Consider the following 22,906-nt stretch of genomic DNA (forward strand, 5'->3'; position numbering starts at 1 on the left):
GCTCTAGTCACTGGTTGATAACCTCTTTTCTATGCGCTGAACGCCAAAAGATAACGTTGCAGTAAGGACAAGATAAAGCGCTGCTACTGTAAACCAAACTTCAAAGGTAGCAAAACTGCCCGCAACTACTTCTCTGCCAGCCTTAGTTAAATCTGTAATTGAAATCACTGATACCAGAGATGAATCTTTGATTAAGTTAATAAACTGACCAGCCATAGGTGGCAAAGTACGTTTAAATGCCTGTGGTAACACGACGTAAATCATCGCTTTTGGATAACTCATGCCCAACGAGCGTGCCGCTTCCATTTGACCAGGTGAAATAGATTGAATACCTGAACGTATGATCTCAGCAATGTAAGCGCCTGTGAACACAGATAAGGCGGCAATACCGGCGGTAAAGCGATCTAAATCAAAAATAGTCCCTAAGAAGAAGTAGACAATAAATATCTGCACAAGTAACGGGGTGCCACGGATGACCTCGACATATAAAAAGGCAAAATTACGGCTTAAAGGGTTAATGGATATACGCATTAATGCCGCGACTAAACCAATGATGATGGCAAAGAATAACGAGATAAGTGACAATTTAATCGTCATCAACAAGCCTTGTAACAACACCCCCATGCTCTGTTGATCTATACTTGAGACAGTATCTCCCTCAAAAACCAAATCGCCATCACTAACAAATACATCGTCAGCTTTTGCGACTACCTGAGTTGGTTCACCATTATCAAATTCAACAGTAATAAGACCGCTGCCATTCATGACAATCGTACCATCATATTCTGCATAAGTGTCTATTGGTGAAGTATCTATAATGTAAGGAACCACGCGATTCCATTGCCAATTATAATCAATTTTTTGTGATGCTGAATAGATTGAAAATCCGACTGCAACTAGCGCTAACAGAGACAGTAAGTGCCACATCCAATTATGTTTTTTATCGTGCATATTAATCCCAAATAAAGAGCTAAAAAGCCAGTAGCAAAAGGCTACTGGCCCATCCGCTTATTTAACTTGCTTTAACCAAGCATCACTCTTGAACCATTTGTCATAGATTCGATCGTAGGTACCGTCACCTTTGATTTGACGCAAGAAATTATTCAGGAAGTTAAGCATATCGTGATCACCTTGTTTCACTGCCCAACCCAGTGGTTCGTAAGTGAAAGGTTCAAGAATCGACTCCACTTTATCGCTATTTTGCGCAGCATAAATAGAGATAAATGGCATATCGTAAACCATTGCATCCGCTTTGCCGTTGATGACTTCTAAAGCCGCGTCTGTTTCTGTTTCAAATGCATTATATTTGGCTTTTTTAAGCATTCTTTTGATCACAACTTCACCTGTTGTGCCAAGTTTACCCGCCACTGTGTATTGCGGATCATTGAGGTCTTTATAGCTGGTAATTTCACCCTTCAGTTTCGGGTTAATAATGATAGATTGGCCGACAACAATATAAGGGTCAGCAAAGTTTACCTTTAAGTTACGCTTCGCGGTCACCGTCATACCAGCCATGATCACGTCACATTTCCCTGTGATAAGTGCAGGAATAATACCGTCCCATGCTGTATTGACTGGCACATATTTAACACCCATCTGCTTTGCCATCATTTTACCTAAGTCGACATCAAAACCGATGTAACTGTTATTCTTTGATTTCATCTCAAACGGCATATAGCCAGCATCAAAACAGGCACGTAGCTCACCCGATTCAGCAATGCCATCTAATACAGCACCGGCATTAGCGCTTGCAGAACAGAAGATCATTGTACTCAAAGCGATAATTTTGCTGATTTTATTCTTTTTCATATTAATTCCTTGTTATATTTTCGAACAAATTAATCCATTAGTCGGTGTTTATTCACAATTACCATTACTTTGAGCATATCCAAGCGAGATTAACGCTTACATATTCATATCTAAAAACACGGATAACCAGTGTTCCACTCTATCTATAATCAATAAAGCAGCTAATTAGACCTAAATATAATGATAATTAAAAATATAGGACAACTATGCACTAGCCTGAATCAAATAACATTGAACTAAAACACATAACAATAAATTAACACTGATAACAATGACAAAAATCATGCAAACGATAAAATAAAGTGGTCAATACCGATTAAAACGCAGAAAATAAGAGGTATATTTATTGATTATTAAAAATAAGCCTACCCTTAAGACCAAAATCACAGGTTCTTTATAGAGCCAGATTAATACGAACAACCTCTTCGCATAGATTACAGCAGGTACAGCACAACAAAGTCATCGCCATCAATTGGTAGCACACCAATCCGCAGCGGGTTAGACAGGCTTTAATTTATCCATAAAAAAGGCCTGAAATTAGGCCTTTTTTAATATTTTACTTTTTACAGCACAAACTTAGAACTGCTAAGCCAGTGTTAAGTTTTAATACCATGCATCCCACCGTTAGGGGTTAGAAACGGTATTTGATCCCAAACTCCCATGCATCAACATGGTTGTTGGCAAAATCATAACGGTTCCAGCCAAAATATACAGGCAATGCGGTTACAAAATCGACTTCAACCCCAGCTCCATAATGGGTGCCCCAACCACTGTCATCAAACTCACGGGTAATCGCTCCCGAGGATAACTCATACTTACTGGCCCAACGCATTTTACCCACTTGCAATACTCCGCTGATATGATCAGTCAAAGCCAAATTAAAGATCATATCAAGCACGCCAGCATCTGCAGTGACCGGATAAACCTGCTGAGCACTATCTAAATAGCCGTTGGCATCAATCGCCTGCCCAGTTAGCGTTGTTTCAACCAGCCCTAAATTAACATAACCTAATTCAAATGCTAACCAGGGGGTAGTTTGTAGTCCGATATAACCCCGGAAACCCGGTCGAGACAAATCACTTTGGCTAACCTGAGCATCTAAACCTAGCTGAGTTAGCTCACGCTCAAAATCATCGTTACGCTCTTCACTTTTGACCGCCAGTACGCTCATGCCGATGTAAAAACGTTTCTGTGTGGTTTTTTCCAATGCCATTGTTGTTGTCGGCGTCGTCACCCCCTGATGCTCTTGATCAATGGGAGTCGCGGTTACCACAGTTGCAGTCGTACTTACTAGTGTATTTTCCGCCAACGTGCTGTCGGCGGCCTGAGCTGACTTCAACATAATAGCCATAGCAATCAAACTATACTGTAATACCCGCCAGTAAGTGGTGCCTGTTTTTGATTGCATTACGCCCCTTGCTAACGCCAATAATCCAAGTAATATCACTAAACTTTCAGACATTGACCCCGCGCCACCTTTACCCTTCGTTGTCACTTCAATGGGTTCAAAGAGTGCCGTAGCGACACCGCCGGGATCATTCACGGCACCATTGATTTCACCATCGGCATCATTCGGTCCGCCATCTTCAATAGTGAGCTGTACACACCAATGATCCAGCCTTAATCCCGCCACGTAAGCAACATTGCCCGGAGGTGGGCAATAGCCTTTTTCGCCGGGTGCCGAGCTCAGCTGATTATTGGCATTTTCGGTAAAATCGACCCAACCCGTTGGCATCAGTTTTCGATAAATAGCATCGGCGGGGATTGCTTTAAACTGCGCCACCACAATATTAACGCTTTGCCCTGCTACAGGTAGATCATCGACAATGAAATTGAAAATACCATTATCAAAATTATAACGGGTTAGCTCCTCAGCAACGCCGCTGCCCACTTCATGAAATTCGGCAATATTCTCAGCTGAGACGCTAGAACCCGCTTCATTACCGGTTTGACTAGTGCTTCCGGAATTAAATGCCACATGCCCTAATCTCAGTGACAATCCGGCCTCAGTTTCCATTAAGAACGCCTGACTGTTAATCACTTCGCCAGCAGACTCACTGCGTATTTCCTGAATAACATTACTGGCCAGTGCAATATGGTCAAGGTAATCAGGGATCCCATCAAGATCACTATCTGTTAAGCCCTCGCTTTCATCGCTAATACCATCACCATCGCTATCGCTACTACCAAGCGCTATCACATCTTTTATCACTCGTAGGGATGTTTCTACCATAGCGGTTTTTTCACCATCACTTATCTGCACCACTAACTTATAACTACCTGTAGCCAAGTCCGCTGGGTTAATCGTGAATAGACTATTCGTACTATCAATATCACCTAAAGCACCATCACTGGATGACCAATCATAACTGTGGTTATCACCCGTATTTGGATCGGCAACCACAGCGTGAATAGTAAACTCGTCATCATCATTATGGATAATTCGTTTAATCACACTATTTTCCGTAACCGTTGCTGTAGCACTAAACCGTACCGTGGGGGCAACATTTTCTTCATAAATCGTGATCGTGTGACTATCTTTAGCACCTATAACCGCATTAGTTGGTTGGTTCATGGTAACCGTAATGTTTTCAGTCCCCTCACCTACGCCATCGTCCCTTACGTCAAAGGTCACGGTTGCTGTTGTTTCACCTTTGACTGCACCTGTTATTTTTTGCAAGCTAACACTTCTATCTGTAAGGTTATGATCTTCAGGGTTAACCGCTGTTCCCGATATAGTAAATGGAATAGTCACTGGATATATTGCAGCCTGTCCATTAAGGATAATATCAAAGGACACCTCGCCCTCTTCTGCAGTATCTTGGTTTTTACTGAACTCCACCAACGGAATAACATGTAGTTTTTGGGTTAGATTGGCGTTGTTACCAGCTGAATCTACTGCTGACCAGAGGATGTTATAGCAACCAGGCGAAAAATGGGTTTGCGCTGATTTGCCAACCGCATCATCTTCGCTAACACAGGCGAACAGATCATATTGAGCAAGCAAGATTCCATCTTTACCATCTTCGACAGTTGGGACAACCAAACTGACTTTAGTAAATAACCCCGTGGCATTTACGGCTAAGTCTCCGATTAAATCTTCCGGCGCGGTAAACACAGGGGCGTAATCATCTCGAGTCGGATCAGTTCCAGCTAAATATTCATCTAAATTAGTGACGCCATCGCCATCTAAATCCAAACTAGCATCGCTAGCATCCAGCGGTTCTAAGCCATTTGCAAGTTCAAACTCATTGCTCATGCCATCGCCATCGATATCGCTATCAACATCATCACCGATTTGATCGCCATCCAGATCGCCATCCACTGCAATGCTAAAGGAGAGTGAATCGCTGGCGCTGCCGTCTGATACACTCACTGTAATATTACTGGTGGTCACATCGACTTCTGCTGCCGTAGGCGTACCACTGACCACACCACTTATTGCGTTAATCGTTAACCAGCTTGGTTGATTACTTAGGCTATAAGTGAGTTCGGCTGGCGTATTATCCACATCAGTTGCACTTGCCGTAAAGCCATAAGCAACACCTGCGACAGCGAGTGTTATTGGTGATGCTGATATTACGGGCGCATCATTCACGTTGGTGACTTCAATACTAAACGCGGCTAAATCATCGGTGACATTCGAGCCGTCTTTTACCGTAATAACAATACTGGATGTCGTACCAACATGCGTATTAGTCGGGGTGCCCGACAATTCCCCAGTTATGGTATTGAACGTCGCCCAACTTGGTTTATTAGTGATAGTGAACACTTTGGTATCACCACTGTCCACATCTATCACTGTCGGCGTAAAGCTGTAAACCGCATCTTCAGCTATCGTTGTCGCTGGTGTGCCACTGATAACTGGTGCGTCATTCTCATTCGTCACCGTAAGATTGAAACCACTCAGGCTGGCTGTCACAGCGCTGCCATCGGTCACCGTAATAATGATATTACTGGTTGTACCAATATTATCATTCGTTGGCGTACCAGAGAGTAGACCTGTCGCCGTGCTGAATGCTGCCCAACTTGGTTTGTTATTAATGCTGAATGTTTTTGTATCACCACTGTCCACATCTGTCACCGTAGGCGTGAAGCTATACGCAACGTCTTCAGCTATCGTTGTCGCTGGCGAACCAGTAATAACTGGTGCGTCATTTTCATTCGTCACCGTAAGATTGAAACCACTCAGGCTGGCTGTCGCATTACTGCTGTCTTTCACTGTAATGACAATGCCACTTGTGACGCCTACATCATCATTAGTTGGTGTACCCGAAAGTGCACCGGTTGTTGTACTGAATGTGACCCAACTTGGTTTGTTATTAATGCTGAATGCTTTTGTATCACCACTGTCCACATCTGTCACCGTAGGCGTGAAGCTATACGCAACGTCTTCAGCTATCGTTGTCGCTGGCGAACCAGTAATAACTGGTGCGTCATTTTCATTCGTCACCGTAAGATTGAAACCACTCAGGCTGGCTGTCGCAGCGCTGCCATCGGTCACCGTAATAATGATATTACTGGTTGTACCAATATTATCATTCGTTGGCGTACCTGAGAGTAGACCTGTCGCCGTGCTGAATGCTGCCCAACTTGGTTTGTTATTAATGCTGAATGTTTTTGTATCACCACTGTCCACATCTGTAACCGTAGGCGTGAAGCTATACGCAACGTCTTCAGCTATCGTTGTCGCTGGCGAACCAGTAATAACTGGTGCGTCATTTTCATTCGTCACCGTAAGATTGAAACCACTCAGGCTGGCTGTCGCAGCGCTGCCATCGGTCACCGTAATAATGATATTACTGGTTGTACCAATATTATCATTCGTTGGCGTACCAGAGAGTAGACCTGTCGCCGTGCTGAATGTTGCCCAACTTGGTTTGCTACTGATACTGAATGTTTTTGTATCATCACTGTCCACATCTGTAACCGTAGGCGTGAAGCTATAAGCAGCGTCTTCTGCGACTGTGGTTGCTGGTGTGCCGCTGATAACTGGTGCGTCATTCTCATTCGTCACCGTAAGATTGAAACCACTCAGACTGGCTGTCGCATTACTGCTGTCTTTCACTGTAATGACAATGCCACTTGTGACGCCTACATCATCATTAGTTGGTGTACCCGAAAGTGCACCGGTTGTTGTACTGAATGTGACCCAACTTGGTTTGTTATTAATGCTGAATGTTTTTGTATCACCACTGTCCACATCTGTCACCGTAGGCGTGAAGCTATACGCAACGTCTTCAGCTATCGTTGTCGCTGGCGAACCAGTAATAACTGGTGCGTCATTTTCATTCGTCACCGTAAGATTGAAACCACTCAGGCTGGCTGTCGCAGCGCTGCCATCGGTCACCGTAATAATGATATTACTGGTTGTACCAATATTATCATTCGTTGGCGTACCTGAGAGTAGACCTGTCGCCGTGCTGAATGCTGCCCAACTTGGTTTGTTATTAATGCTGAATGTTTTTGTATCACCACTGTCCACATCTGTAACCGTAGGCGTGAAGCTATACGCAACGTCTTCAGCTATCGTTGTCGCTGGCGAACCAGTAATAACTGGTGCGTCATTTTCATTCGTCACCGTAAGATTGAAACCACTCAGGCTGGCTGTCGCAGCGCTGCCATCGGTCACCGTAATAATGATATTACTGGTTGTACCAATATTATCATTCGTTGGCGTACCAGAGAGTAGACCTGTCGCCGTGCTGAATGCTGCCCAACTTGGTTTGTTATTAATGCTGAATGTTTTAGTATCACCACTGTCCACATCTGTAACCGTAGGCGTGAAGCTATAAGCAGCGTCTTCTGCGACTGTGGTTGCTGGTGTGCCGCTGATAACTGGTGCGTCATTCTCATTCGTCACCGTAAGATTGAAACCACTCAGACTGGCTGTCGCATTACTGCTGTCTTTCACTGTAATGACAATGCCACTTGTGACGCCTACATCATCATTCGTTGGTGTACCAGATAACACACCCGTTATTGTGCTGAACGTTGCCCAACTTGGTTTGCTACTGATACTGAATGTTTTTGTATCATCACTGTCCACATCTGTAACCGTAGGCGTGAAGCTATACGCAACGTCTTCAGCTATCGTTGTCGCTGGCGAACCAGTAATAACTGGTGCGTCATTTTCATTCGTCACCGTAAGATTGAAACCACTCAGGCTGGCTGTCGCAGCGCTGCCATCGGTCACCGTAATAATGATATTACTGGTTGTACCAATATTATCATTCGTTGGCGTACCTGAGAGTAGACCTGTCGCCGTGCTGAATGTTGCCCAACTTGGTTTGCTACTGATACTGAATGTTTTTGTATCATCACTGTCCACATCAGTCACCGTAGGCGTGAAGCTATAAGTTGCGTCTTCTGCGACAGTGGTTGCTGGAGTGCCGCTGATAACTGGTGCGTCATTCTCATTCGTCACCGTAAGACTGAAACCACTCAGGCTGGCTGTCGCAGCGCTGCCATCGGTCACCGTAATAATGATATTACTGGTTGTACCAATATTATCATTCGTTGGCGTACCTGAGAGTAGACCTGTCGCCGTACTGAATGTTGCCCAACTTGGTTTGCTACTGATACTGAATGTTTTTGTATCATCACTGTCCACATCTGTCACCGTAGGCGTGAAGCTATACGCAACGTCTTCAGCTATCGTTGTCGCTGGCGAACCAGTAATAACTGGTGCGTCATTTTCATTGGTCACAGTAAGGCTAAACGCCGCTAAACTAGCTTGTGCACCGATCTTATCTGTCACTGTAATGATAATATTACTGGTTGTTCCTACGTGACTATTGGTTGGTGTTCCTGAAAGTAAACCCGTTACAGTATCAAACTCGGCCCACGTTGGCTTATTGCTAATACTAAACGTTTTAGTGTCACCACTATCTGCATCTGTCACTGTCGGCGTAAAGCTATAAGTCGCGTCTTCTGCGACTGTGGTTATTGGAGTACCCGTAATCACAGGAGCATTATTCGGCGCTACCGTCAGTGTTAATATATCATTAACTGTACCACCGTTATTATCATTGGCGGTTACTGTAATCGCACTTGTGCCAACATCTGCTGAACTTGGCGTACCAGAGTATTCAGTACCAGTAAACATCAACCAAGTTGGTAACCCTGTAATGGAGATAGTTAATGTATCGTTATCTGCATCGGTAAACACATCAGTAGGCGGTAAAAAACTAAACACATTTCCGACTTTAGCAGATTGGTCTGCGATTGGATTTATAACTGTAGGGGCATCATTTACCGAGGTAATATCAAACTGTAAAGTATCGTTATCAGCACCACTATTACCATCATTAGTAGCGATTTGGACCGAACCAGCATTGTTGCCGTTTAGGTTGGGTGTTGGGGTAAATGTCATAGCATCAAGAGCGGTATTAATATTAGCTAAAGTGCCACTAAATACCATAGAACTATCATCTGCGCCGTCACCTGTAGTAAAGCTCAGTCCTGACGTTCCTATAGATACAGTTCCCCCCGTAATCGTCAGTGTTACGGTTTGGTTATCACTTTCTATATCGGCAATATTAATAGCATCTGATATAGCTACATTTAAATCATCTTCATTTACTGTCGGTGAACTCGGTAAGGTATTAACTGGCGCGTCATTCACCGCACTAATATCAAACTGCAAGGTATCGTCATCACTACCACCATAACCATCAGTCGTCGCGATTTGGATAGATCCAGCATTAGTGCCATTTAAGTTAAGTGATGGAGTAAAAATCATTGCATCTAAAGCGGTATTAATGTTCGCCAAAGTGCCACTAAATATCATAGAGTTATCATCAGTACCATCGCCCGTAGTAAAGCTCAGATTGGCTGTTCCTATCGATACCGTTCCCCCTGTGATAGTTAAAGTAACGGTTTGGTTGTCAGTATCTGCATCGGCAATATTGATATCATTTGCTATAGCTACATTGATGTCATCTTCGTTAACGATTGGGCTTGAAGGTAAAGTGATAATAGGAGCAGTATTGCTTACAGCCGCAGTCACTATCCCTACCGCTGAGGTAGGATCGAAGCCACCCGCAATAGATATTCCCATCCGGCCATTAGATTGAGTCGTATTGGTCTGACTATCGACCACCGAGGCGCCATCGCTGGCATCAATTTCATTGAGCTTCCAATACCCGACTAATCCAGCAGCATCTGATGCAATTTCAGAGTCTTTGTTCGCAATCAGCTCAGCGGCAGAGCGGACATCGCTCCAGATACGAAATTCATCAACTCTAAAATTGGCTGCGAAAGCTCCGCCTAATTGGCTGGCATCATAGTTTCCCAGATAGATATTAGCACGCTGAGAAGTGGGGGTAGTTGTATATTTTGCACCACTATTAGAAGTATCCACGGCAGTACCCACCGCCACCCCATCAAGGAAAAATGACCAGGTACCATTATTAAATACATATGTCAGGTGATACCAGGTGCTCGTTGATAATGAAAGGGGATTGCTTGAGCTTGGATGAAATCCAGGGCTTACCTCCAAATCAACCTTGAGCTTGTCTTCATGCAGGTACCATGCATCATTACAAATTGCCCCACCATCCTCCATACAAAACAAGATGACTGGCTTACTGTTATCGTAAGTCTCCAGATAAATCGAAAATTCAATGGTAAAAGTTGTTTGGCCTTTCAATAAATTGGCTGCAGACTGAGGCAATTCGACCATATCCCAATCACTATTGTTAGCACCATTACCAATAAATTTTAGCCCTAGGGGCGCAGACCATGCAGGCCCAGAAAGCAGCATAAATAAAAGTGCTAAGAGGTATTTTTTCATGATCCAAATTCCTTTTTAACAGATCAGAGTCAATGATGCAGCTGAGCGGCAGTGATATAAAGTCAAAATAGCACCAACAATCCCACAGTAACTATTACAACCTATTACAGAGCATTACAGAGCATTACAGTCTATTACAGCCCATGTACATTCAATGGCAATAGGTAACATAATAACAGCTATAAAATATGGACATGGATCATATGTGCCTAGTTACACTTTAGACTTTGATCGCAGTTTAATTATCAATTGTTTATGCCAAATGAAGCATAAAGTAATATATTCATGTTTAATAAACTATCTCTGTTGTTATGAATTAATTCTCAACTTTGTTAAAACAATAATAAATAAGGAGTGACTATGGAATTTATCCTCGGCGGCATCATCATGTTCGGCGGCAACTTTGCACCAAAAAGTTGGGCCTCATGCGAAGGGCAGCTACTGGCAATAAGTCAAAATCAGGCATTATTTGCCATTCTTGGTACCACCTGGGGTGGGGATGGGCGGACCACATTTGCCTTGCCAGATCTAAGAAGCAGAGCTCCCGTTGGAATAGGACGTGGCCCCGGACTTTCACAAATAAACTTAGGCCGTATGGTTGGTACTGAGACAACGCAGATGACGATTGCACAAATGCCAGCTCATACCCATACAGCTCAATTTAGCCCAAGTGGCGGTGGTACAGGCTCTTTGACAGCAACGGCAACGGTAAATGCCAGTAATGGAAAAGGGGATGAGAATGATGCAGGAGGCAACTACTGGGCAACGGCAGCAGCTGGCGTTGCGAAGGCGGCGAGTAGTTTCTCATCTACAACAGATACCACAATGGCAGCAGATGCCGTAACTGTTGCACTAAGCGGTAGCACTGGTGGCATCACAGGCGGCACGGTTGGAGTTGGTTCAACGGGAGGCAGTCAAAAACTGAATAATATACAACCTTCGCTTGGCATGCGTTATCTTATTTGTACCCAGGGTACTTTCCCATCCAGAAGCTAGCTCTGATAGCCCCTTAGTTGATTACCAGGGGGGTTACAGTTTATTGTTAGATGCTATCAAATGGCACACCTGCATCCAGCCCAAACCTTTCAGCGAAAGAAAGTCCACTGAAAACACCTTCAGTGATAGTTAATATATCTAAACGTAAAGCGCCATCCAGAGTGGCTACTATTAACCCTTCCGGCTCTCCGATATGTAATACAGTACCAGCGGGTACACCGTAATTTGCATGTTTAACCGGTGTGGCCTGTAACAAACCAATGAAGGATTGATTCCAGACCAACATGGCGCCACTAAACAAAGGGTTACCAGCTCTTGCCAAAGCTGCAATATCTTCACTATTCATAGTTTGCCAATTAATCATCAAATCCTGCTGACTCGGCATTGGCGCTGCGATTAAAGGTAAATCAAGATCGATCAGCTGTGGTTTGGCTATTAGCGTACTATCTTGTAGCTTAGCGATAAAATGTTGTACAAAATCAGCAGACAGTTCCGCCATCAAGTGCCCTAAACTATTTAAGGTATCTAAAGTATGTAATGGCATAGCTTGTTGCAGCATAATATCACCACTATCAAACGCTTCCTCCACCTTAATCATACTCAAATAACTCTGATTTTCACGATTGCGGATCTGCCAATACAGAGGCATAGCACCGCGATATTGCGGTAAGGCTGAGGCATGCAAATTATAAAAACCTTTGCGGCACGCATCAATAATACTTACCGGGAGCTTATGAGAAAAGGTAAATATCAAACCAGTATTGGCTTGCCAGGATTCAATTTGATGTGCAGTTTGCTCTGGATATTCTGCCTGATAATAAATATTAGGAATATTGCCCTGATCAAGCTGCTGTTTCAATTGCATGGCATCCGCATCTGTACGTGCCGTTAATACCACCCCAACCAGTTGTCCCGCCTGCAACAGCTTATTTATTGTGGGGATCACGACGCTACTAGATGCAAAAAGTACCAATTTTACTGCTTCATTTGTCATTTACGCTTCTTCCTTTGCGTTCTAAAAATACTATTGCTAATTGTTATTACTATTAATACTTAAGCTGGTACCGTCGCCAAAAAACCTGGCAATCCATTCAAACGATAAAAGAATTTCAATTTATCGCCACTTTTTACCAACAAGTCACCCGGCTTAGCATCATGCGGCACAAAGTTTACACACACATGCATATCCGGTAGCGGATGAGTGATACCAGAATCATACTCGCCGATATACTCATCACCATAGACTTTGATCTGAGTGCAAATAACCAACAGTGGTTTACCCATTTTATCTTCAAGCTCAGGTAACAATACTTCACCACACTCTATCAGGCTGATATTCTCATCTAGCACTCGCTCGGGTAATGTGAGTAATGATGTTGAGGTTAAATTTAGTATCTCACCGAGTTGAACCCTTGCATTGATGGTCTGCTGTTGCATATCTGCTGCACAAACATGGCCATTTTCATCTTGCCACTGCTCAACAAATTCTTGTTGCCCAGCGGTTAATACAGCTCGCAAGCTTATTTCTTGAGGTAAAAAAATCCCGTTTTCCTCCATCAACGCCGCAAAATGTCGGGCGATAGGCAGGTGCCCTTCTCGACTAAATCCATGCTGCATAGCTTCCAATATCACCATATGAATGGGTGATATTGGTTGGTATTCGCAGGCATCCTGACAACATATATCATTGATATATCCCGCTATACCCATTTCGTGGATTATCACTTTTAAGCTATCGATAGCCCCTTGCTGCATATCAATCAGGGTAATACGAAGATCGTTTTCGTCATATAAACCCGTTTCTTTATAATACGTTATCAAGGGCAATAATAACGGTGCAAACGGACCACAAGCAGGGTAGACAAGATGTAAACATTCATTAGACTTAGTTTTTAATGTTTCAATCGCTTGGTGCGCGCCACGAATAAAAGCACTGACTCTTAAGGTATCTTTTTGCGTAGTGATACAATAGTCCGGCGACATCACTAAACCATGGCGAGCAATAAACTGCCTTTTGCGTAATGCCGGGTCTATATTTGCTTGTTGATAAGTTTGTTGAAGATTTTCAAATAATGCAGTTAAGTTCTGCTCTAGTGAAACCACATCTGGCTTTTCATCACCCAGTATTTCCTTCACTGTGTTTACAACGCATAACGCCAATCCTTGATGGTTTTGTTCAGTTTCATTATTCTGAGTAACAGACAACTCAAACGGTTTTGTTGGATTCAATTGTTGCCGTAATAAATCATTTAATGCACCCGTAGATATTTCAGACTCAGAAAAATCAGTTGCAGTGCTAAAAACTGTGCTCCCAGCAAATTCATTATTCATTCTTAATCCTTTAATATTTAAGTTTTATGGTGGCATTTCTTGTTTGGTCGATACTAGAATTTGATCTAATAACACTTCAACTTTCTAAACTGCACATATGTGAATATGAAAACGAATATAGGGAGACTAAGTCATAGTGTTAATAATTGAAATAAAATCATAATAAAATACTAATTTCACAGTCCCCCTATTCAAATAGTAAACTGTATCTATTTGAGTATATTGACGTTTATAATCAGCCACAAGGAAAGCAAAACTATTTTTATGGAAAACGTGATCAGTTTATGAATATAAAAATATCTCTAAATATAATGATCGAGCGTCCCCTTACAACTCCAGCTTAATACGAACGACCTCTTCCCTATCAATGGCAGCAGGAACCGCACAACACAGCAATACTTCATCATCACGTAAATCAGCTGACACTTCGGTTTGATAACTGACTTTACCCGCCAGCAGTTTAGTTTTACAAGCGCCACACTGGCCACTGCGACAACCGAATTCGGGGGTGAGTCCATGATTTTCAGCAAACTCCAGTAATGTACCCTCTTCTGCAGTCCAGGCTTGCTCGACCTTAGTTTGACTAAATTCAACCACAGCGGCGCTCGCCTTCTCTCTCACATTAGGCATAGCGGTAAACGCCACAGAACTCGCATCATGTTGGCGTGTTAATGAAGCAGGACCAAATTCTTCGGCTTTAATTCGCTCGTTACTGATGCCTAATTCACGCAGTAAATCATACATACTTTGCATAAACTCACTGGGCCCACACAAATAAAAATCGTAATCATCAATCGGTAATAGCGCTTGCAGCAAGTCTTTATTAATACGTCCATGGTGATGGTAATCTTGGTCCAGTTTTAGGTCTAATTCAGGCTGACTTAACGCCCAAAAAGTGCGGATGCCACCTTGGGTTTGTTCACTTAATTGGTTAAATTCATCAAAGAACGCCCGTTGCTGTGCATTTTTCGCCGCGGCAATAACCGTAATTGATCTTAGCGAACGTGTGCGAACCGCTTCAAACATGGCATGCCTAGCCATCGCAATCATAGGTGTAATACCAACGCCACCAGCAAGTAATACCGCGGGTCTTATTTTCGTAGGTATGAGTTCCGCTGCATTAAAAACAAAATCACCTTTCGGGGCTTTTAACTGCACTATATGACCCAGCTTAATATTGTCATGCAGATAGTGAGAAACTAATCCCTGTGTGCACTGTCAGCTGATGTTTCTCGTTTAACACTAATGCGTAGCAAGGGATCGGCAGGCGCACTGGAGATAGTGTAAGTTCGAATAACATCCTTGCCATTGACGGTGTTTCTCAAGGTAGTTGGCAGCTTAACCGTTAAAAACTGCCCTGCGGTAAAACTAAATTTGGATTGCGCTTTTAATCCACCAGCTGGCTGTAAATAAAAAGATTTAATCAGGCTACTTTCATCCACTATGTTGACCACTTGATAGTCTTGCCATTGCGCTTGATGTGACTCGATTTGATGCTGTTGTTCCCTCTGCTGTGCGGCTTCAGCCCAAGTTCCTGTCATTAACGTGTTAGGCGAGAATTCATTGAGCTTCCAACGTAAAGGCAAACTGTGATTTAAGCGATAGCCTTGCTCAAGATGAAACGTCCATAAACGTTCTGCACCAGAAAAATACTGGCTATCTTCCGACTGCCACAAGATCTCAACTCGCCCAGTCAGTGTTAGTATATGACCCTTATCAAAATCGATAAAAAGCAATCCCGCTTTTGGGTTTTCAACAAAATTACCCAGGGTATTGAAATGATTGTTACCGAGATAATCCGGGATCGTGAGACTTTTATTATTGTCTACGCGAATGAAGCCAGGTTTGCCGCCACGGTGTGACACATCAGCACCGATACTCGCATCACTGCTATCAGCGTTACTGTTATCACTGTTAATGTCATTATTAACAAAGCTGGCTACAAAGAAAGTATCAGTATTGGTAATTAACTGCTGAGCACTCAAGTCCAATTCAGTCAGGGACTCAACACTACTTTTTGGCATACTGTTAGGATCAATGAATTCATATTCCCGATTTTGAATATATTGCGGGCAATTACCAAAAGATTGATCAATCGAAAGCTGGATCTGTGTATCTGTTGAGCCCGTGATATGCGCAGCTAAGCGATTACGGCGACGCGTTTCCAACTCAATGCCCAACAATCCAAGTTTGGTATTGCTATCCATAGCCTTAAGCAGTGGATCACCAACTACAGGTTGCGAATTAAGGTGTAAACTTTGCTCATCTGGAGATTGAATAAAGCCCGGTTTGTTAAATAAAATAGACGCCCACGGCCAACCATCCTTATCGCCATGTCCCACAAATATAAACGGTAATTGCTGATAAAAGTCACGATGCTGTTGTGGCATATGGTCGCGAATAACACGGCTACCAAAACGTTCCATCTGCTCCCTTACCCCTAATTTTGCCTGTATGGCTTGTTCACCACGGTGAAATGGAGAGGCGGCTAACTTCAAATTCGGGCTTGGCTTAATATCCATGGTATGCATCCTATGCCATTAGTGTTAATAAATAGGTTTTATTAAGTGTACACTTACACAAATCACCATGTTTACACATGACAAATTTACATAAGTGCAATCAGTCGATTAAACCGCAAGAGCGACAATCGTTTTTTGCATAGGCACAAACCCTTTTAATGCTTCAAAACTGGTTAACCAACGACGTACATGTGGGTAGTCAGCTAATGACACATCGCCTTCTGGGGCATGAGCAATATAAGCATAGTTTGCGACATCAGCAATCGTTGGAAGCTTTCCTACTAACCAAGTATTGTCAGCAAGATGAGCATTGATTTCACCGAGTAATGCATGTGAAATATTCTTGGCATTTTGATGATCAAGACCAGCGCCAAACACATTCACTAAACGTGCTGCAGCTGGGCCAAATGCAACTTTACCTGCCGCCACAGACAGAAAGCACTGAACTTGTGCCGCCTGTGCAAAATCTTCAGGTAGCCAAGTGCGATAAGAATCATATTTACTCGCAAGGTAAACCAAAATGGCATTGGAATCGGATAACGTGATATCACCATCTTCGATAACAGGCACTTGACCAAAGCTATTTTTTTGTAAAAATTCAGGCTGTTTGTGCGCACCTTTCATCAAGTCAACATCAATGATGTCACTGTCTAAACCTAATAGAGAAAGGAACACCTCAACACGATATGAATGACCTGATAATGGGTGACGGTATAATTTAATTGCTGACATAAGTAACTTCCTTAAATGTATGTTAATCCAAATTGCATTGCTGCGTTGTTGATGGAGTAAGTATCGATTAAGTTGAATTATTGATAAACAGGTGTACTATTGAATGATTGTCTACACTGCATTGATAATCCAAGCTGCATTGTAAGATCAGAGTGGTATTAGAATTAGAGGGCTATTGCAATTAGAACCGTATTGTTAAAACAATAAGGGCTTGTACTTATTACATGGATAGATAATTTATGGATACTCTAGACGGCATTAAAACGGTGATCGCGGTTGTTGAAACCGGTTCTTTTACAGCAGCAAGCGAGCGCTTAGCAATGTCTAAGGCGTTGGTCAGTAAATACGTCGCTGAGGTTGAAGCGCAATTAGGTGTACGCTTGTTCAATCGGTCGACCCGCAGATTAGCCTTAACAGAAGCAGGTCAGCGTTATTACGATAGTGCCCTGCCCTTATTAGGGGAGTTTTCAGAACTGGTCGACAATGTGACGGGTGAGCAAACCTCACCGCGCGGTAACTTGCGTATAAGTACCTCGGTGACGTTTGGCGATACCATGTTATCACCGAATTTGCCTGCATTTTTAGCACTTTTCCCCGATATTAAAGTAGATCTTCAACTAACAGATCGCATGATAGATATGTTAGAAGAAGCTGTTGACGTGGTGATACGCATTGGCAGTGTCGATGACTCTAGCCTTATCGCCAGGAAGATCGCAGACTTTCCGCTAACCTTATGTGCTTCCCCCCAGTATTTAGCCACGCATGGTCATCCGCGAAAGCCACTGGATATTAACCAACACAACTGCATTATTGATAGTAACTTTAGGATTGGCAAACAGTGGCCTATCGTGGCACCCGATGGTAAAACAGAAATTATTGCAGTGAAGTCTAACGTGGCCGTAAACAGTCCTCGCGCCGTCAAAGCCATGGCAATTTCTGGTGGCGGCATCGCTTTAATCCCGCATTTCATTATCAAAGATGCGCTTGAATCTGGCGCATTAGAGGAAGTCTTACCTGGCTATAGTACGCTGACATTTGGCATGTTTGCCATCTACCCTCATCGTCGCTATCAACCTAAGAAATCACGCTGTTTCATTGACTTCTTAATCGCTGAATTTGGGGATTAAATGAGCATTTTATTGATTAGTTAAATTACGGTTCCAGTCTGCTGCCAGCACAGCCATCATCACTTTATCGACAAACTCACCGTTACGGAAACCAGACTGTCTTTTAACTCCCTCATGCATATAACCGGCATTTTCATAAGCTCGGATAGCAGATGGATTACTAGCATAAGCGGTTAATTCGATACGCTGTAAGCCTAAGGTATTGAAGCCATAATCGGTGATCACTTTCGTGACTTCAGTGCCTATGCCTTTACCCCAATAGCTCTTATCGCCAATAAGAATAAAGTATTCGCCACAACGATTTAACGTACTGATAGACGCGATACCTGCATAGCCTATTAATTTTCCTGTTTCAGTACAGCACACACCAAATGACACACATTTAGCATTACCGTTAATGCTGGATAACCAAGTGGAAATATCTGTTTTTGATTGCGGGTATGCATAAGAAGATAAGCTGAATTGCGTCACTTCACGATCGCATGACCACGCATAAAATTCAGCGCTATCATTAATATCTAACGATCTTAATTCAACCTTATTTGTAATTAGAAACATCCTTTTCCCTTATCTTTTTTTGTCGTTCTATTTCTATATCTATAAATATTTGTATTTACACAATTACTTGTACTAGCATAGTCGTTAATAATAGCTTAAATACAGATTACAATGTAGAGCTTGCTGAGTCGAGGTGCTGCTGCATAATTTCTTTCAATCGCTTAAGTCCTTTACCCTTGTTCACTGTTTTCCAAGCAAGATAAATACCCGATATTTTTTCAGCTTCGTTTAACTCGACTTCGACCAGTGCCCCAGACGCTAATTGTGATTGAATACGAGACTTCGGCAGATAACCCACACCAATACCTGCAACGATGGCTTGGATCTTGTGTTCAACAGCACTGACATAAAAGTGTCGGCTTTGCTCAATAATATTACTTGACCAAGGTATCGCATTTTTGGCTGAATCATGGACAATCACAGTGCGGTAGTTATCAATTTCTGATTTATTTACCGGCGATTGAAAGCTGGCTAGCTCATGCCCTTTCGGTACGACAAAAACCTGCTTTGGATTGTCTAAGGCAATAACACTGATCCCTTGTTGGTTTGGTACTGGTTCTGGCGCTGCGATAAGTAAATCAGTGCGGTCTTCAATTAAGGCTTCCCACGAACCATTCATGACTTCTTCATTTAAATCTATTTCAATGTTTGGGTGTTCCTGTAAGAACTGCGCGAGTGGCGCAAGCAATAGCTGCATATCAAAAATAGAATCGAAGGTAATATTAATTTTCGGTTCCCAGCCATGTGAGATGGTTTGTGTTTGTTCAGTCAGTTTGCTCACTGTGCCAAGCACCTTACGCCCTTCCTCCAGTAAATGCCGACCCGCTGGCGTTAATACTGAGCGTCTACCCTGCCTTACAAACAAAGTCACTGCCATCTGTTCTTCTAATTTTTGCACTATATAAGACAGTGCCGAGGGAACCTTCTTTAACTGTTCAGCCGCTGCGGCGAAACTACCACGGCGGTCGATGGTATCGAGCACTTGTAATGCTTCTATGGTAATTGGAGATTTATACATTATGCCTCTCTTATCATTAAGCTGGCCGTGAGACTTGTTATGAAACTGGTCGTGAGAATAGCGCCGCTATGAATTGTTCAATTATTTTGAATATACTAAACAAAATTCAGCGGTTATTCCAATTCCTTTAAGCACATACAATAGCTACATATGCAAAAGCAGCCTCCAAAAATAGCACAACATCTGACAGGAGTATTCTCATGGGATTAATCGTCAACGGTAAATGGCATGATCAATGGTACGAAACCAAAAGTAGCAAAGGTCAATTTGAACGTCAGGAAAGTCGTTTCAGAAATACGATATCTAATGCTGAAGGTAGCCGCTATCCAGCCGAAGCAGGCCGTTATCATTTGTATGTATCGTTAGCCTGCCCTTGGGCACATCGCGCATTGATTTTTAGACAACTAAAACAGCTGGAAGACATCATTACTGTCAGCGTAGTAAAACCGGAAATGCGCAGCAATGGTTGGGAGTTTGCTACGACTAATGATGCCGATGGTAATACTAATAGCGGCTATACCGATTCACTGTATCAAAGTGATTATGTGTACCAGCTTTACCTGAAAGCAGCGCCTGATTATGAAGGCCGCGTTACTGTGCCAGTATTGTGGGACAAACAAACGCAAACCATCGTTAACAATGAATCGAGTGAGATCATTCGTATTTTCAATACAGCATTTAATGATTTAACGGGTAACCACGATGACTATTACCCAGCAGATTTACGACCTGAAATTGATGCGATTAACGAGCGCATTTATCACACCATCAACAACGGTGTATATCGCGCTGGGTTTGCCACGACACAGACGGCATACGATGAAGCATTTGACGCACTATTTAGTAGTTTAGATTGGTTGGAAACACACCTTGGTACTCACCGCTACTTAGCTGGTAGCCAACTGACAGAAGCGGATTGGCGCTTGTTCACAACATTAATCCGTTTTGACGCGGTTTATCACGGTCACTTCAAATGTAACCGCAATAAATTAGCTGAGTTTCACCATATCAGTAACTATGTCCGCGAGCTATTTCAGGTTAATGGCATCGCCAGCACAGTTGATTTGGAATATACCAAGATCCATTATTATGCCAGCCATGACACGATCAACCCGACTTTAATTGTACCCCCTGGCCCAGTACACAATTTTACAGCTGCGCACGATAGAAATAACTTAGCAAGCAGGGCTTAAAGATAACAGCAGAGGAACACACCATGATAAAGCATTATCCTTTTCAGCAAATAGGCAAAGCAAACCATGGCTGGCTGAAAGCCAATCACCATTTTAGTTTTGCCAATTACTACAACCCGAAAAGAATGGGTTTTGGCTCGTTACTCGTGGTGAATGATGATTGGGTTGCAGCTGGGACTGGCTTTCCAGCCCATCCACATCGTAATATGGAGATCATTACCTTTGTGCGTTCCGGCGCTGTTACCCATAAAGACAATGCCGGTAATACAGGCGTCACCGTCGCAGGTGAAGTCCAAGTCATGAGTGCTGGTAAGGGCATCACCCACTCGGAATACAATTTATCCAAAGAGCCATTAACGCTATATCAAATTTGGATCGAACCGAACAAACACAACGTCAAACCAAGATGGGACAGTAAGGTTTTTTCAGATAACTTAGACATGGTTAATCATGCGGCTAATAAAGATAAAGCCAGCCTTCCCCTACTCGTTTCCGGGTATCCAGACGAGCAAGATGAGGCGCTATTTATCAATCAAACGGCACGGATCTATGGCGGTAAAGTCAAAGCAGGCACGCTATTTACTCACGCGATTGCACAGCAAGCCTATGTGTTAGCATCTTATGGGGAATTTGAAATTATCGATAATCAGCAAGTGGTCGTGATGCATAAAGGCGATGGTGCAGAAGTGACTAAACAAAAAGAAATCACGATTAAGGTATTATCTGATGCCGAAATTATCATTATTGATGCGCCCTCTCAGTAATATCCTGCGTCCATGTTATCATTACAGCTCTTATTACCACAATATGACCCATTTAATTTGATAACCTATGGCTTTATCCAAACTTAATAGTAAAACCTTTCACTTTTCACCACAACAGAAGGGCGTAATAGCGTCAGTGATCGCGTCTTGTTTATTTGCATTACTGCCTCTGTATGTACAGTTTCAGCCTGATTGGCCAGAAACTGCGGTTGCCGGTGGCGCTGGTCACTGGCTAACCGGACAACGAATTCTGTGGAGTGCAGTCATTATGCTAGTGGGGTTAACCCTAGTCGGACGGATCTCAACGTTGTGGGAACAATTAAAACAATGGCGGTTGTGGCCTCGATTTTTACTTTCCGCATGCTTAATTGCACCGCAGTTTTGGCTATTTATTTGGGCTCCGCTACAGGGTGAAATACTCTCTGTGGCATTGGGCTATTTTGCGTTGCCGCTGGTGTTAGTCGCCGTGGGTTATTTTGTTTATGGTGAGCAATTAACCCGTACACAGGTTATCGCCTGCTTCATTGCTGCTTGTGGCGTTGTGTATGCTTATGTCATTGCCGATGGTATTTCTTGGATTGTATTTGTGGTTGCTTTAGGTTACCCGTTATACTTTATGAATCGCCGACGTCACCCAATGGCGAGCGACCTGGTATTCACCTTAGATAACCTTTTTTTACTGCCATTCGCACTACTTGCTATGCTCTATTTACAACCCTTTAGTGACTGGCAGAAAATCGAAATTTCGTCTTGGGTTTATTACCTCGGGCTTGGGCTAACAGGCACACTGCCTATGCTATTGTTTTTATATGCGTCGCAAATGCTGCCACTTAGTCTATTTGGTTTGTTGACCTATTTAGAACCGACCTTGGTTTTTTGTGTTGGGCTATTATTGGGTGAACGTGTTGAGCTAATCCAATGGCCTATCTATGGCGCTATTATGCTTGCCTTAGTATTAATCGCGATAGACAGTTCGAAACGACGCGCTTAGTACTATATTTTTATAAGTACTATATTTTTATAAGTACTATATTTTTATAAGTACTATATTTTTATAAG

Annotated in this window: 15 protein-coding genes; 5 read left to right on the forward strand and 10 right to left on the reverse strand. The window is 42.9% G+C overall.

The annotated features are described in order from the left end of the window. Window positions 1–3: 3 nt before the first annotated feature. The 3 genes from FR932_RS09515 to FR932_RS09525 all read right to left on the reverse strand — a co-directional run bounded on the left by FR932_RS09515 (window position 4) and on the right by FR932_RS09525 (window position 10,606). Window positions 4–951 (reverse strand): amino acid ABC transporter permease, encoded by a 948-nt coding sequence (locus FR932_RS09515; RefSeq protein ID WP_019441753.1) that lies wholly within the window; start codon window positions 949–951, stop codon window positions 4–6. A 57-nt stretch (window positions 952–1,008) separates the two neighbouring features. Continuing rightward, window positions 1,009–1,809, reverse strand: coding sequence for a transporter substrate-binding domain-containing protein (locus tag FR932_RS09520; protein ID WP_019441752.1), 801 nt, complete (start codon window positions 1,807–1,809; stop codon window positions 1,009–1,011). Window positions 1,810–2,440: 631 nt separating this feature from the next. Continuing rightward, entirely contained in the window at window positions 2,441–10,606 is an 8,166-nt protein-coding gene (locus FR932_RS09525; RefSeq protein ID WP_151676830.1) for a putative Ig domain-containing protein, read from the reverse strand. A gap of 360 nt (window positions 10,607–10,966) precedes the next feature. Here FR932_RS09525 and FR932_RS09530 point away from each other — a divergent pair, with 360 nt between their 5' ends. Further along, window positions 10,967–11,602, forward strand: coding sequence for a phage tail protein (locus FR932_RS09530; RefSeq protein WP_019443222.1), 636 nt, complete (start codon window positions 10,967–10,969; stop codon window positions 11,600–11,602). Between the two features lie 46 nt (window positions 11,603–11,648). Here the strand turns inward: FR932_RS09530 and FR932_RS09535 are convergent, their stop codons facing one another. From FR932_RS09535 to FR932_RS09550, 5 genes are all read right to left on the reverse strand, one after another. Continuing rightward, window positions 11,649–12,596, reverse strand: a complete 948-nt coding sequence (locus tag FR932_RS09535; RefSeq protein WP_019443221.1) for a methionyl-tRNA formyltransferase — start codon at window positions 12,594–12,596, stop codon at window positions 11,649–11,651. Between the two features lie 59 nt (window positions 12,597–12,655). Further along, window positions 12,656–13,933: an SAM-dependent methyltransferase gene (locus FR932_RS09540; protein ID WP_019443220.1), complete on the reverse strand. Its 1,278-nt coding sequence runs from the start codon at window positions 13,931–13,933 to the stop codon at window positions 12,656–12,658. A 327-nt stretch (window positions 13,934–14,260) separates the two neighbouring features. Beyond that, the gene (locus FR932_RS21675; RefSeq protein ID WP_240532448.1) at window positions 14,261–15,091 is read right to left on the reverse strand and encodes a 2Fe-2S iron-sulfur cluster-binding protein; all 831 of its coding nucleotides are present in this window, start codon (window positions 15,089–15,091) and stop codon (window positions 14,261–14,263) included. Window positions 15,092–15,132: 41 nt separating this feature from the next. Continuing rightward, on the reverse strand, window positions 15,133–16,455 hold the full coding sequence (locus FR932_RS21680) for a pyridoxamine 5'-phosphate oxidase family protein (RefSeq protein WP_240532447.1): 1,323 nt from the start codon (window positions 16,453–16,455) through the stop codon (window positions 15,133–15,135). Between the two features lie 108 nt (window positions 16,456–16,563). Beyond that, window positions 16,564–17,187, reverse strand: a complete 624-nt coding sequence (locus tag FR932_RS09550) for a glutathione S-transferase family protein (protein WP_019443219.1) — start codon at window positions 17,185–17,187, stop codon at window positions 16,564–16,566. 239 nt (window positions 17,188–17,426) lie between these two features. On the opposite strand from FR932_RS09550, the gene FR932_RS09555 reads away from it, so the two are divergent. Then, entirely contained in the window at window positions 17,427–18,314 is an 888-nt protein-coding gene (locus FR932_RS09555) for a LysR family transcriptional regulator (RefSeq protein ID WP_019443218.1), read from the forward strand. A 9-nt stretch (window positions 18,315–18,323) separates the two neighbouring features. Here FR932_RS09555 and FR932_RS09560 read toward each other — a convergent pair whose 3' ends face one another. Together FR932_RS09560 and FR932_RS09565 are read right to left on the reverse strand one after the other, a co-directional pair. Then, complete coding sequence (locus FR932_RS09560; protein WP_019443217.1) at window positions 18,324–18,872, reverse strand: GNAT family N-acetyltransferase; 549 nt, start codon at window positions 18,870–18,872, stop codon at window positions 18,324–18,326. 106 nt (window positions 18,873–18,978) lie between these two features. After that, a complete protein-coding gene (locus tag FR932_RS09565) occupies window positions 18,979–19,890 on the reverse strand; it encodes a LysR substrate-binding domain-containing protein (protein ID WP_019443216.1) in 912 nt (303 codons plus the stop codon). Window positions 19,891–20,090: 200 nt separating this feature from the next. Here FR932_RS09565 and FR932_RS09570 point away from each other — a divergent pair, with 200 nt between their 5' ends. The 3 genes from FR932_RS09570 (at window position 20,091) to rarD (ending at window position 22,838) form a co-directional block, all read left to right on the forward strand. Next, entirely contained in the window at window positions 20,091–21,083 is a 993-nt protein-coding gene (locus FR932_RS09570; protein ID WP_019443215.1) for a glutathione S-transferase family protein, read from the forward strand. 23 nt (window positions 21,084–21,106) lie between these two features. Continuing rightward, window positions 21,107–21,847: a pirin family protein gene (locus FR932_RS09575; protein ID WP_019443214.1), complete on the forward strand. Its 741-nt coding sequence runs from the start codon at window positions 21,107–21,109 to the stop codon at window positions 21,845–21,847. Between the two features lie 67 nt (window positions 21,848–21,914). Then, window positions 21,915–22,838: an EamA family transporter RarD gene (gene rarD / locus FR932_RS09580; protein ID WP_019443213.1), complete on the forward strand. Its 924-nt coding sequence runs from the start codon at window positions 21,915–21,917 to the stop codon at window positions 22,836–22,838. Window positions 22,839–22,906 lie beyond the last annotated feature (68 nt).

Source organism: Moritella marina ATCC 15381, assembly GCF_008931805.1.
GTDB classification, from domain to species: domain Bacteria; phylum Pseudomonadota; class Gammaproteobacteria; order Enterobacterales; family Moritellaceae; genus Moritella; species Moritella marina.